Origin of the sequence: Synechococcus sp. RS9907 (assembly GCF_014279615.1) — a bacterium.
In the GTDB taxonomy this organism is placed as follows: Bacteria; Cyanobacteriota; Cyanobacteriia; order PCC-6307; family Cyanobiaceae; genus Parasynechococcus.
Window position 1 is genome coordinate 1,577,663 of the sequence record NZ_CP047944.1, and the last position, 11,326, is coordinate 1,588,988.

Sequence of the window (11,326 nt, forward strand, 5' to 3'; positions counted from 1 at the left end):
CCAACACAACGGGATCCCCATCAATGCATCCAACAAGGCATCCAAATTGCGGGCAACATAGACATCAAACCCCACCAGAGCTTGCACCACGCAACGTCACTGGTTCATCCCAATGGATAGCATGGAGAAAGTTAATAGTCAGCGATGACGCTTTATCTCTACGGCGGCCCCAAGACCCGAGCTTCAATGCCGAAATGGTACTTAGCAGAAAAAGGAATTTCTTACGAATACGTCAACATTGACCTGGCAGCTTGTCAAAACCTTTCAGCGAGCTATCTGGAGGTCAATCCTTTCGGCAAACTGCCTGCTCTTAAAGACGACAGTAATGGTTTGGTGCTGTTTGAGTCGGGCGCCATTCTTCAGTATTTGTCTGAGAATTACGCCAACGAAGTCCATGACGCCGCAACACGCGCCTCGATCAGCCAGTGGATTCTTTTCGCCAACTCCACACTGGCAATTGCTTTGTTCGTTCCCTCCAATAAGGAGCGGGAGTTCCCCAGGCTGATGGCAACCCTGAATGACATCTACACCAAGAAACAGTTTTTAGTGGGGGATGTCTGGACCGCAGCAGACTGCGCAGTCAATGCATACCTCGGCTACCTCCCTATTTTCTATCCCAACGAAGATCTCTCCTCTTATCCCGAAATCCAGGCTCTCAATGAGCGAACACGCTCCAACCCGAATTACAGAACAATTATGGGCCTTTGAATCATTCAATTGCCGTTGAATTTTCACGTCTTTCTTTCATTTAATTTCCCGCCTTACTCGATGCTTCCAACTCCGCATCACCCAAAGGACTGGCGTCTGTCTGCTATGAGCAGTCCCATCGGGAACGCTGCTTAGTCTTGCCGGCATGCGCAATTCCTTCTTCGATCAGAGCCTCGACGCCGGTGCAATTCGCCGGCGCGTGCAGGAGCTCTCGACCGGCAAGGTGGGGTTCTACAGCGTCGGGCTTTATCCAGCCTCGCTGGCCTACAACTGCGCCATGCAGAACGCCAAAGGGCGTCTGCTGCTGGCCCCTCGCCCTGGCCGGGACCTCCTGGGAGCCTTCCCCGAGAAGACCATTGCAACGATGGACGATGAGCACGTGGAGACCGTGCTCAACATGGGCGGCCAGCGCATCGGAGGTGAGCTGGTTGCCAACACCCTGAGCGATCTGATCCAGCGCTGCGAGCTTGTGGTGCTCAGCGCCAACAGCAACCACATCGAAGAAGACCTCCAGGAAGCGTGCCGCCTGCGCAAGGAGCTCCATCGGGAGCAGGTGGTGCTGGCCTGCCTGGCGGGATCCTTCAGCCATGACCCGATCAGCAACAGCGCCTATGTGCTGTGCGAACAACAACCCGAGCTCGCCTTCTTCTCCGGCTTCCACCGCCATGGGGCTCTGCGCAACCCCTTCGACAGTTTCACCGCCAATTTCTGCCATCCCAATGCCCTGACGGCCATGTTGGGGGCTCAACTGATGGATCAACTGTCCCCGAACATCCAGGTCTCCGCCGGTGTTCACAACGTGGAGGGGCAGTTCATCAAGGCCGCCAAAAACATGGCCTCGGTGTTCGCCGGTTTCGGCTACGGCTTCCATCAGGACAACCCCGGGGTGTTGCCAACGCTGCTGACCCTGCTGCTGAACCAGTGCCTGGACCAGGCGGCCACCGTGTCGATGGCACGACCCGACCGTCAACGGCTGTACCACCGGCAGCCCTTTCCGCTCACGGAACTGGGCTACGCCGTCCCCAGGATTGAATCCACCCTGGTGCGCGATGGCGACTTTGAGCGGGTGCGGGACCACACCTTCAGCCAACTCACGGCGATGGTGGCCGATGTGCGCGGCAGCATGATGCTGCCGATCTCCGGAAGCCCTACCCGCAACTTCCAAGCCGGACAAGTGATGGCCGAGGCGATGCGCGATCAAGGCCGCTGCCCCCATTCCATGGAGGAATTGGAGCAGTGGTGTGAAGCCGCGGGCCTGCGCAAAGGCGGACTGGAGGGGCTCAAATCCCTGCGGTACTGGCCTCAGATCGTCCGCAAGTACGCCATCCCAGCCAACGACGCCTCGATGGTGAACCTGCTGTACATGGCGATTTACGGGCGGGCAGGCGTGAAGGAGACCGCCTACCGGGTGATGACGGAAAGCCGTGAACTCTCCAGTTACTGCCAGGAATCCGTGCGGCCCAGCCACAGCCGTCGCTACGCCGAGGCACTTCAGAACCTCGATGTTCCCAAAGCCCTCGAGCTGGTGGTGAATGCCGTGATTGCCGACAACGCCAATCAGGCCATGGGCAGCAAGATGGCTCTGGACGAGAACGGTGAGACCGGGGCACCGGCCTACCTGGAGCTCATGGATGTGATCGAAAGCCAGCTCGATGCCTGAGTCGGCTGTGGTTCTGCACACCTGAACGGGGCAAGGCACCGGAAGAACGGCAAGGTGCCATGTGAGACCCATGCGACCGTTCATGACCGAGGCCCTGGAAGCCATCGCCGATCGCTTCCATCCTCGTGAGGGGATCAAAGCCATCCGTTCCCTTGGTTCGGGCAACGTCAACGAAACGTTCCTCGTGACCCACGAGGGACAGGACGGCGCCTTCGTCATGCAACGCCTGAACACAAACGTGTTCGATCGGCCTGACCTGGTGATGCAGAACCTGCAGGCCCTGGGCGACCACATGGAACGCCGTCTCGCATCTCCACCCCCACAATTGAAGGGGCGGCGCTGGGAAGTGCCCAGGGTGGTTCCCTGTCGGCGAGAGGCCTCCCCCTGGATCGAACAGAACGGAGAGTTCTGGCGCTCGATCACGTACATCGGCGCAGCAACCACCAGCGATGTCATCCGGGACACTGCCCATGCCCAGGAAGTGGGCTACGGGCTGGGAATGTTCCACCACCTGATCAGCGATCTGCCCATCGATCAACTGGCGGACACCCTCGAGAATTTCCACGTCACGCCGGCCTACCTCCAACACTTCGATGCGGTCGCCAAAGCCACAGACCGCCTTGGGCCTGCCGAACGTGACGCCTGCGCGTTCATCGAGGCACGTCGTCAGGGCGTCGATGTGCTGGAAGCAGCGCTCAGCCGCGGTGAACTCCATCACCGCCCCATCCATGGGGACCCCAAGATCAACAACGTGATGATCGACGAGGCCAGCGGCCAGGCAATCGGTCTGATCGATCTGGACACCGTCAAACCGGGGCTTGTTCACTACGACATCGGCGATTGTGTGCGCTCCTGCTGCAATCCAGCCGGAGAGGAAACCCTCTGCCTCGACGATGTGAACTTCGACATGGAGCTCTGTGAGGCGATCCTCACGGGCTATCTCTCCGTTGCTGGTGGGTTCCTGAGTAACTGGGACCTGCACTATCTGCCCCACTGCATCCGCCTGATCCCCCTGGAGCTTGGCCTGCGCTTTCTCACGGATCACCTGGAGGGCGATGTGTATTTCCGCTGCGATCGACCTGGGCACAACCTGCAACGGGCCCTGGTGCAGTTCCGACTTACCGAAGCGGTGGAGCAGCAGTTCAACGCCCTGGAGCAACTGGTTGCGCGGCTGAAGCAGCAGCCAAGTCCAAACCTCTGAGATGGCGCGTTCTGCCGTGATGCTGCGTCAGGCCTGCCGCCTGATTCCCTTTGAACGGTCCATTCCAGCGGGGGTCCAGATCAGCGCTGAACTGGTGTGGAGGCGCGAGGGTTGGCTGGAACTCAGCTACGGGGTTCTGGCCCGCGCGGCCAAGGGCATTGGCGTCCTGAAGCTACCGGCAGGGCTGAACGATGGGCCCCAACAGGGGCAGCGCAAAGATGAGCTCTGGACCACCACCTGCTTCGAAGCCTTCATCGCTGCCCCCGGGGAGCAGCGTTACTGGGAAGTGAATCTGGCTGCCAATGGCGATTGGGCGCTCTATCGCTTCAATGGCTATCGCAGTGGACAAACGCAGCAGGAACTGAGCACACCCCCAACGGTGCGGCTGCAACGTGGGTTGCACCAACTGCGGCTCGACGCCCGTATTGCATTGGAGCCCTGGTGGACACCAGACGTCTGCCCAGACCTGGCACTGACAGCCGTGATTGACCGTGGACAGGAGGGGCTGAGCCATTGGGCCCTCCGCCACGGCCCCAAGGCCGACTTTCACGACCGCAGCACCTTTCTTGCCGCCTGAACCGCACCGGTAGGGTCAACACAGCGCCCCTGCCCCACCATGCGCAGCCGCAATGTGCTTGTTGTCTCAGCCATCACGGCAAGCCTGCTGAGCGGGCTGTGGCTGAGACCAAAACAGCCGCAGGCCGCAGCCGAAGCGGTTGTTTCCCAGCAAGATGTCACCAAGCCAGGGGTGACTGAGCCAGGGGTGAAATCACCTGTGCTGCTTCCTGCCCAGGCCAGCCAACCGAAAACCAAAGATGGCCGGCAGTACCCCCTTGTGCCCGCTGATCCAACCGAGCTGGCAACACTGCTCGCGGCCGTTGAACAGGCACTGAGGGATCCCGCCACAGCGGCCGAGGCCCTGCCCGATCTGGGCCATCAACAACAGGTGATCTACCGGGTCTTGTCGACGGACCAACCCAGATCGCAGCAGGTCGTTAACGCGTTACCCCCGCGCTGGCGCAGCGTGGCGGAACGCCACCTGGCAGCACGGCGTGAATTCGTTCGCATGAGCCGCGGCCGTGGACCGACGATGCTCCCCGCCTGGCGGATCATTCAGCCCGAACCAGCGGCGAATCTGCTCAGCTATTACCGCAAGGCCGAGGCAGCGACAGGGATCGAATGGGAGGTTCTGGCGGCCGTGAACCTCGTGGAAACCGGAATGGGACGCATCGATGGCATCTCCGTGGCCAATGCCCAGGGCCCGATGCAGTTCCTGCCCACCACCTGGGCCGAACCCGGCATTGGCGCCGGGAACATCCGCGATCCCCACGACGCCATCCAGGCAGCGGCGCGTTACCTGGTGAGGCGGGGCGGACTGCAGGACATTCGCCGCGGCCTCTGGGGCTACAACAACAGTGATTACTACGGCCGCGCCGTGCTGCTCTATGCCTCACTGATGAAGGAGGACCCTGCGGCCTACACCGGCTTGTATCACTGGGAGATCCACTTCAATGCAGCGGCCGGTGATCTTTGGCTGCCGGTGGGTTACGACCAACCGCAGCGCATCACAATTGAGCAGCACCTGCAGGCCAACCCAGCCAGCAGATCACCAAACGGGTGAGCATCGACACCTACTCTGAGACCTGGCGTGATCCAGGAAGCGGGTGTCCAAGGAAACCTCCCATCGCGGTGATGAACTGAAGGGTCTCGGCTGGTCCGAGGCGGATGTGGCTCGCTACGTCGAGCTGTGGGAATACCGGCAACGCTGGGGGGCCATGAATTTGGAACGGGAGGATCGCCTGTTCCTGCGCAAAGCTGAAAAAGCTCTGCCGGCGATTGTGACCGGACGGGCCGCCGCCAAGAAATCAATCAAAGACAAGACCTACTACCGCTGGCTGCGCTTCCATCTCGATGCGATGACCGAAGCCGAGGCGGGGATGGGCCTTGGCGACGGTGAACGCGGAGCATGGCCGGTGCTGCTGGAAGCTGAACTCCGTTTGCTCGACCATTACGAGCCCGTGCTCGGCTTGCCCGACACGTTGAAGGCCAAAGCCCTCAGCCCTGTGCGTGAAAAGCTAACGGCCCAAGTGGCTGCTCTCGGCAACACCAAGGCCTACGACTTTCAGGCGCCCCTGATTGCGCTGAAAGCAGAAGACAGCAGCAACCGCTGGAAGCATCTACGCGAGGTGGATGCCAGTGATCGCACCTATCCCCTGCTCAGCGCCGATGGCGTGGCTGGATTCCGCAGCGAAGCGCACCGCGACATTCAGGCGGTGATCCGCAACACATTCCCTTCTTTGGCGGAAACCGACAAACCCGAGCTCTCTGACGACTAGAACTGGGGCAGTGGCCCCGACGAAGACCATGTCTCACCGCTTCGAGACCCTGCAGCTGCACGCCGGGCAGTCCCCGGATAGTGCAACCAACGCGCGGGCGGTTCCCATTTATCAGACCAGCTCCTACGTCTTCAATGACGCCGAACACGGAGCCAACCTCTTCGGTCTGAAGGAATTCGGGAACATCTACACCCGCCTGATGAACCCCACCACCGACGTGTTTGAAAAACGCGTCGCCGCCCTTGAAGGCGGGGTGGCCGCACTGGCGACAGCCTCAGGCCAGTCGGCTCAGTTCCTGGCGATCACCAACTGCATGCAAGCGGGAGACAACTTCGTTTCAACGTCTTACCTGTACGGCGGCACCTACAACCAGTTCAAAGTGCAGTTCCCTCGCTTGGGAATCGACGTGCGCTTTGCCGAAGGCGACGACGTCGCGAGCTTTGCAGCGCAAATCGACGACAACACCAAGGCGCTCTACGTGGAAGCGATGGGAAACCCCCGCTTCAACATCCCCGACTTTGAGGGTCTTTCAGCGCTTGCCAAAGAGAAAGGGATCCCCTTAATCGTCGACAACACCCTGGGAGCCTGTGGAGCTCTGCTGCGACCAATTGACCACGGCGCTGATGTGGTCGTTGAAAGTGCGACCAAGTGGATCGGGGGCCACGGCACCAGCCTGGGGGGCGTGATCGTGGACGCCGGCACCTTCAACTGGGGCAACGGCAAGTTCCCGTTGATGAGCCAGCCCAGCGCGGCTTATCACGGCTTGGTGCACTGGGATGCCTTTGGCTTCGGCAGTGACGTTTGCAAAATGCTGGGCCTGCCGGATGACCGCAACATCGCCTTCGCCCTGCGGGCCCGGGTGGAGGGGCTGCGGGATTGGGGGCCGGCCGTCAGTCCGTTCAACAGCTTCCTGCTGCTGCAGGGTCTGGAAACCCTGAGCCTGCGCGTTGAGCGCCACACCGAAAACGCCATGGCGCTGGCCACCTGGCTGCAGGACCATCCCGCCATCGCCCATGTGAGCTATCCCGGTCTGGCGAGTGATCCTTACAACGCTGCCGCGAAGAAATACCTGACAGGCCGTGGCATGGGATGCATGCTGATGTTCTCCCTCAACGGTGGCTACGACGATGCGGTTCGCTTCATCGACAGCCTCAAGCTGGCCAGCCATCTCGCCAACGTGGGCGATGCGAAAACGCTTGTGATTCACCCCGCGTCCACGACACACCAACAACTCAGTGAGGCGGAACAAGCTTCGGCTGGCGTGACCCCCACGATGGTGCGGGTCTCCGTCGGACTCGAGCACATCGACGACATCAAGGCCGACTTCGAACAGGCCCTCGCCGTTCTCAGCTGAATGACGTCCCAGCTTCCATGGCGCTGATCCTTCCTGGCAGTTACCACAAAATCGCGGAGGTTGAACGCAACCGGATTTCCTGGATTGAGCCCGAACAGGCTGAACGTCAGGACATCCGGCCCTTGCGTATCGGCATCTTGAACATCATGCCGCTGGGCAAGCAGTACGAGTTCAACCTGCTGCATCCGCTGGGCCTATCGGTGCTGCAGATCGAACCGATTTGGATTCGCCTCAACTCCCACGCCTACAAGAGTTGGGATCAGAACCATCTCGACCAGCTCTATGTGAGCTGGGATGAAGCGTTATCCCAGGGTCCTCTGGATGGCTTGATCATCACCGGTGCCCCCGTGGAACACCTGCCCTTTGAACAGGTGAGTTACTGGAACGAACTGGTCCAGTTGATTGAGGAAGCGCGCAGCACCTGTGCCAGCACCCTCGGACTGTGCTGGGCCGGTTTCGCCCTCGCTTACCTTGCGGGCGTCGACAAGGTGGCCTTCCAGCAGAAGCTGTTCGGGATCTACCCGATGCGCAGCCTTGTTCCGGGGCATCCATTGATGGGAACCCAGGACGACCATTTTGTCTGCCCCCAAAGCCGTCATGCCGGACTGCCTGATGCCGCGATGGAAGCCGCCGAACGGGACGGACGTCTTCGTTTGCTCGCCCACGGCGAACAGGTGGGGTACACCATTTTCGAGACACCGGATCAGCGGCAGCTGATGCACCTCGGCCACCCCGAGTACAACGTGGGGCGGATCCTCGGAGAAATGGAACGCGACCGAGCCCGCGGAGATGTTCCGCCACCCGAAAATTTCGATGCGGCCCAACCCCAGACCCTCTGGCGCTCCCACCGGAACCTTCTGTTCCAGCAGTGGCTCTGGTTCTGCTATCAGCGGGTCAGCCTCAAAGCCTGATCAGGCTTGGTTGCAGCAACACCCCCTTAGCTGTGTCGTTTCGGAGTGGGTTCCAGATTGGCCGAAGGCTCCTGAGCGACGGCCTCTGGACGCTCAGCGGATTTGCGATTGAGTTCCCGCTCCAGCGAGGCGATGCGTCTCTCGCGAAGGCAATGACGGCAGCCACCCAGGGTTTGAAGATGCTTTTCCGGTGTGATCGTGATCGGTTGAACCGGATGGGCGTTGCAACGGATTTGAACGGGGCTCTTGTAACTGCGCCAGCGGATCAAGCTGTAATCGAATTGATCACCAAAGCGCTGTACAGCACGCTTGAGGAATTCGTCTTGGGTGATTCGGGCTCCCATGCCAACGAATGTATGGGACAGTCTCGGGATCGAACCGACCTCGTCATCCGACGTCACGAATGACGATCCATCCAGCTGAAGCTGAAACGGACTGGTCCCTGCATGAGGGTTGGCTGAAGCCAGAACTTGCCAGGCACTGGCAAACACAACTTGAACACCAGCTCCAGTGGGAGCAGCCCGTCGTTCAGGTCTATGGCAAGCGCCACCCGGTGCCCCGACTGACGGTGTTTCTTGCCAATGAAGGAATTCACTACCGCTACAGCGGTGCCATTCACACCGGTGATGGCTGGCCTGCATGGTTCAAGCCATTGCTGCAGCAGGTGAATCAAGCCTGTGAAACCAACTTCAACGGATGCCTGCTCAATTGGTATCGCCATGGCGATGACCGCATGGGTTGGCACGCCGATGACGAACCGGAAATTGATCAGCGGGCTCCGATTGCCTCCCTTTCACTCGGGGCGACGCGGGATTTTCAGCTCCGCCACCGCACAACTGCTCACCTGAAAATGTCTCTGCCATTGGCCGATGGTGACCTTCTGGTGATGCACCCGGGCTGTCAGAGCCGATGGATGCACAGTGTTCCTCAGCGGCGCAAAGTGCAGAGCCCCCGTATCAATCTCACCTTTCGCCGTTTTCAGAACTGAGAGCGCAGCAGCACGCCCCATACAGGCGCAGTGATCAAGGCCAGCAACGTGCTCCAAAACACCAACCCTGCGGCCCGCTCCTGATCAGCACCCACAGATTCTGCGATCAGCAAAAGAGAGATTGCCGTCGGCGCGGCTCCTTGCAGAGCAACCGCCTGAACCATCAAAGGCTTGAACTGCAGCAGAGACGCCAGGACCCCAAGCAACAACGGATAGAAGAGGAGTTTGGCCACCAGTGGCTTCATCAGCTGCAGAGGACGTGCCTCCGGCGCAATGCCCTGGCGATGAATGCTGCCCAGGCGCATGCCCACCACCATCAGAGCCAGCACAATCACGCAGCGGGAAGGCCACCACAGCACATCGGCCACCGAAGCAGACCATGGGGTCGCCTGAACCAGCAACGCACCGATGAGTCCTCGGGTTGCCGGACTCCCAGCAACGCTGCTGAGCAACCCTCGCAACCGCTGAGATCCATCGACCTGCCCCCCGATTAACAGCGGTCCCAGGCTCCAGACCAGCAGTGTCGCCCCGAGGTCGTAGCCAATGCTGATGGGCAGAGCCTCGTCGGGCAGGAAAGCCAGGGCGAGAGGAACCCCGAAATAGGCCGTGTTTCCGGTGCAACTGCCAAGCCGCAGCGTGGGAGACGCCAACTCAGCCAATCCCGGCAGGCGCGAGCCCCCCACCAGAACAAGGCCCATGGCGAGCACCGCAAGACCTGCTGCCTGCAACATGTCGACGCTGAGGCCACCCTTCAACAGCAGGCCCATCACACTGATCGGCACACCGAACCGCACCAGCGGTGCAGCCAAGCGAGTGGACAGGGTTTCATGGCGTCGACCAGCCCAGAACCCAATCAGAAGAGAGGGCACAAGCTCCAGCAAAAACCGAAGAATTGGCACCTCCATCAGATCAATCGACCCTAGAAACCTGAGATGACTGATGCCTCAGCCCCAGGCTTAATCTGAATTCCAATCGGCCGCGTGGATCAAGCTGATGCAACCAGCTTCACGCCATCGCATCGTGCGCAGTGATCAATCAGAGGATGGGCTGACACGGCAGCGCTTCGACAGCTACGACGCTGCCTACGATGAACTTGAGCGTTACTACGGCGATTTTTGCTGCTCTGATGATGATCGTGTCGAGTACACGATCGTTTGTGAAGCCTCAGAGAGTCCTTAGGTTGTAACCACTGAGAAGGCCTCCATATCAGCCCGTCAGGCTTCATCGCAGCAGAGCAGTCTCAAAAGCCAGACCACAGAGACGCATCCCTAGATACAAACCTTTCAAAGCACTGATCCTTGGCAATATCGGCTCGATTGATTGACATCCAGCCAGCCAACCAGTTATGAACTATGTATCCATTGAGACGCATTTAAAATGCTGACCGGTTCCGAGCTGCTTGCCAAGGTCAAAGAACTTGGAGATGTTTCCAAATCCGATCTGGTGAGAGCTTGCGGATACGTCTCTGACAAGAAAGATGGTGGCGATCGCCTGAATTTCACAGCGTTCTACGAGGCTCTGCTCGAGGCCAAGGGCGTGAATCTGAGCAGCGGTGGTGCTGCGATTGGCAAAGGTGGTCGCAAACTGAGCTACATCGCCAAAGTTCAGGGCAATGGCAATCTGCTGATCGGCAAGGCTTACACCGCCATGCTGAACCTCGAACCCGGCGACGAGTTCGAAATCAAGCTCGGCAAGAAAGCCATCCGTCTGATCCCTACGGGTGCAGCTGCGGAGCACAGCGAAGCTGCCGACCAGGTTGACGAGTGATCAACCGATCCATCACCCCAAGCTGAATTCCTTACAGCCCCTCCCCTACCCGGAGGGGCTTTTTTTGCGCAACGAAGCAACCGAGGCCCTGAGGCAACCACACTGGGGCTGGCATCACAATTGTTGCTCGGTAATGTGAGCCGCAGTAGCGCGACAGAGTTGAAATCCTTCAAGGAAACCGTCGCTTCGTTCCTGAGCAATACGTTTCTGTTGGGGGGCTCAGTCGCCCTGTCCATCCATGTCGTGCTGACCTTCTTTCGGATGCACGGACTTGCGCTGACCCTTGCTTTTGTGGCGTTTTGGCTGATCTGCGTGACGGCCTACTTCCGTTGGCAGGGCAAGCACAGCCGAAAGCCCACTGAGGCTTGGAGAGAACGACAGTCAGCCTGAGGTCCTGCACG

The 11,326-nt window shown here is 59.8% G+C and carries 14 protein-coding genes; 12 read left to right on the forward strand and 2 right to left on the reverse strand.

All coding sequences use genetic code 11. The features are described from left to right. Positions 1-144: 144 nt before the first annotated feature. From SynRS9907_RS08740 to SynRS9907_RS08775, 8 genes are all read left to right on the forward strand, one after another. Positions 145-708 (forward strand): glutathione S-transferase family protein, encoded by a 564-nt coding sequence (locus tag SynRS9907_RS08740; RefSeq protein WP_188020703.1) that lies wholly within the window; start codon positions 145-147, stop codon positions 706-708. A gap of 145 nt (positions 709-853) precedes the next feature. Continuing rightward, on the forward strand, positions 854-2,368 hold the full coding sequence (locus SynRS9907_RS08745; RefSeq protein WP_188020704.1) for a hypothetical protein: 1,515 nt from the start codon (positions 854-856) through the stop codon (positions 2,366-2,368). Positions 2,369-2,438: 70 nt separating this feature from the next. After that, positions 2,439-3,569, forward strand: a complete 1,131-nt coding sequence (locus SynRS9907_RS08750; protein ID WP_255445845.1) for a phosphotransferase enzyme family protein — start codon at positions 2,439-2,441, stop codon at positions 3,567-3,569. Between the two features lies 1 nt (position 3,570). Further along, positions 3,571-4,146: a DOMON-like domain-containing protein gene (locus tag SynRS9907_RS08755; RefSeq protein WP_188020705.1), complete on the forward strand. Its 576-nt coding sequence runs from the start codon at positions 3,571-3,573 to the stop codon at positions 4,144-4,146. A 39-nt stretch (positions 4,147-4,185) separates the two neighbouring features. Then, entirely contained in the window at positions 4,186-5,190 is a 1,005-nt protein-coding gene (locus tag SynRS9907_RS08760) for a lytic transglycosylase domain-containing protein (protein ID WP_188020706.1), read from the forward strand. 43 nt (positions 5,191-5,233) lie between these two features. Further along, positions 5,234-5,905: a hypothetical protein gene (locus SynRS9907_RS08765; protein ID WP_188020707.1), complete on the forward strand. Its 672-nt coding sequence runs from the start codon at positions 5,234-5,236 to the stop codon at positions 5,903-5,905. 28 nt (positions 5,906-5,933) lie between these two features. Continuing rightward, positions 5,934-7,259 carry an O-acetylhomoserine aminocarboxypropyltransferase/cysteine synthase family protein gene (locus tag SynRS9907_RS08770; protein WP_114988009.1) on the forward strand — a complete coding sequence of 442 codons (1,326 nt, stop codon included), beginning with the start codon at positions 5,934-5,936 and terminating at the stop codon, positions 7,257-7,259. 17 nt (positions 7,260-7,276) lie between these two features. Then, positions 7,277-8,170 carry a homoserine O-succinyltransferase gene (locus SynRS9907_RS08775; RefSeq protein WP_114987876.1) on the forward strand — a complete coding sequence of 298 codons (894 nt, stop codon included), beginning with the start codon at positions 7,277-7,279 and terminating at the stop codon, positions 8,168-8,170. Positions 8,171-8,196: 26 nt separating this feature from the next. On the opposite strand, the gene SynRS9907_RS08780 is transcribed toward SynRS9907_RS08775, so the two are convergent. Next, complete coding sequence (locus SynRS9907_RS08780; protein ID WP_115081774.1) at positions 8,197-8,514, reverse strand: hypothetical protein; 318 nt, start codon at positions 8,512-8,514, stop codon at positions 8,197-8,199. Positions 8,515-8,573: 59 nt separating this feature from the next. Between SynRS9907_RS08780 and SynRS9907_RS08785 the strand changes: the two genes are divergently transcribed. Next, positions 8,574-9,158, forward strand: coding sequence for an alpha-ketoglutarate-dependent dioxygenase AlkB (locus SynRS9907_RS08785; protein ID WP_188020708.1), 585 nt, complete (start codon positions 8,574-8,576; stop codon positions 9,156-9,158). Here the strand turns inward: SynRS9907_RS08785 and SynRS9907_RS08790 are convergent. Beyond that, positions 9,149-10,063 (reverse strand): AEC family transporter, encoded by a 915-nt coding sequence (locus SynRS9907_RS08790; protein ID WP_188020709.1) that lies wholly within the window; start codon positions 10,061-10,063, stop codon positions 9,149-9,151. The two genes, SynRS9907_RS08785 and SynRS9907_RS08790, sit on opposite strands and share 10 nt — an antisense overlap. Positions 10,064-10,151: 88 nt before the next feature. On the opposite strand from SynRS9907_RS08790, the gene SynRS9907_RS08795 reads away from it, so the two are divergent. The 3 genes from SynRS9907_RS08795 (at position 10,152) to SynRS9907_RS08805 (ending at position 11,315) form a co-directional block, all read left to right on the forward strand. Then, positions 10,152-10,337, forward strand: a complete 186-nt coding sequence (locus SynRS9907_RS08795; protein WP_186510225.1) for a hypothetical protein — start codon at positions 10,152-10,154, stop codon at positions 10,335-10,337. A gap of 198 nt (positions 10,338-10,535) precedes the next feature. Beyond that, entirely contained in the window at positions 10,536-10,925 is a 390-nt protein-coding gene (locus SynRS9907_RS08800; RefSeq protein ID WP_006849603.1) for an AbrB family transcriptional regulator, read from the forward strand. Positions 10,926-11,084: 159 nt separating this feature from the next. Then, positions 11,085-11,315, forward strand: coding sequence for a hypothetical protein (locus SynRS9907_RS08805; RefSeq protein ID WP_188020710.1), 231 nt, complete (start codon positions 11,085-11,087; stop codon positions 11,313-11,315). Positions 11,316-11,326 lie beyond the last annotated feature (11 nt).

Bases quoted from the DNA above. Each gene is read 5' to 3' on its own strand.
- SynRS9907_RS08740 (WP_188020703.1), top strand. From the start codon at position 145: ATGACGCTTTATCTCTACGGCGGCCCCAAGACCCGAGCTTCAATGCCG.
- SynRS9907_RS08745 (WP_188020704.1), top strand. From the start codon at position 854: ATGCGCAATTCCTTCTTCGATCAGAGCCTCGACGCCGGTGCAATTCGC.
- SynRS9907_RS08750 (WP_255445845.1), top strand. From the start codon at position 2,439: ATGCGACCGTTCATGACCGAGGCCCTGGAAGCCATCGCCGATCGCTTC.
- SynRS9907_RS08755 (WP_188020705.1), top strand. From the start codon at position 3,571: ATGGCGCGTTCTGCCGTGATGCTGCGTCAGGCCTGCCGCCTGATTCCC.
- SynRS9907_RS08760 (WP_188020706.1), top strand. From the start codon at position 4,186: ATGCGCAGCCGCAATGTGCTTGTTGTCTCAGCCATCACGGCAAGCCTG.
- SynRS9907_RS08770 (WP_114988009.1), top strand. From the start codon at position 5,934: ATGTCTCACCGCTTCGAGACCCTGCAGCTGCACGCCGGGCAGTCCCCG.
- SynRS9907_RS08775 (WP_114987876.1), top strand. From the start codon at position 7,277: ATGGCGCTGATCCTTCCTGGCAGTTACCACAAAATCGCGGAGGTTGAA.
- SynRS9907_RS08780 (WP_115081774.1), bottom strand. From the start codon at position 8,514: ATGGGAGCCCGAATCACCCAAGACGAATTCCTCAAGCGTGCTGTACAG.
- SynRS9907_RS08785 (WP_188020708.1), top strand. From the start codon at position 8,574: ATGACGATCCATCCAGCTGAAGCTGAAACGGACTGGTCCCTGCATGAG.
- SynRS9907_RS08790 (WP_188020709.1), bottom strand. From the start codon at position 10,063: ATGGAGGTGCCAATTCTTCGGTTTTTGCTGGAGCTTGTGCCCTCTCTT.
- SynRS9907_RS08795 (WP_186510225.1), top strand. From the start codon at position 10,152: ATGCAACCAGCTTCACGCCATCGCATCGTGCGCAGTGATCAATCAGAG.
- SynRS9907_RS08800 (WP_006849603.1), top strand. From the start codon at position 10,536: ATGCTGACCGGTTCCGAGCTGCTTGCCAAGGTCAAAGAACTTGGAGAT.